The sequence below is a fragment of the Microbacterium sp. K35 genome (assembly GCF_004794375.1).
Classification (GTDB): domain Bacteria; phylum Actinomycetota; class Actinomycetes; order Actinomycetales; family Microbacteriaceae; genus Microbacterium; species Microbacterium sufflavum.
Window position 1 is genome coordinate 1 of sequence record NZ_SSDM01000366.1, and the last position, 262, is coordinate 262.

Below are 262 nucleotides of genomic sequence, written 5' to 3' on the forward strand. Positions count from 1 at the left end.
GGCGACGGCGGTCGAGCAGGCCCGAGTCGCGGTGTCGTCCGATCCCGAGGCCTTCGAGGGGGTGCCGCTCCCCGCGCTGCGCGCCGCGGCCCAGGCGCTGCACGAGGTCGCCGCCGAGCTCGCACACGCGGCGGACGGAGCGCGACGCACGGCCGACGTGTTCGAGATCGTGGAGCTGCGGGCGAAGGTCGAGGCGCTCGCTCACACGGATGGGGGCGCGGCCACGGCGGCGCAGGCTCGGCTCGACCGTCTGCTCGCCGCC

1 protein-coding gene is annotated in these 262 nt (G+C 77.5%); it reads left to right on the forward strand.

Going from position 1 to position 262, the window contains the following annotated elements:
* The coding region (locus DW299_RS15315; RefSeq protein WP_205814417.1) for a hypothetical protein at window positions 1–262 on the forward strand (262 nt) is incomplete at both ends.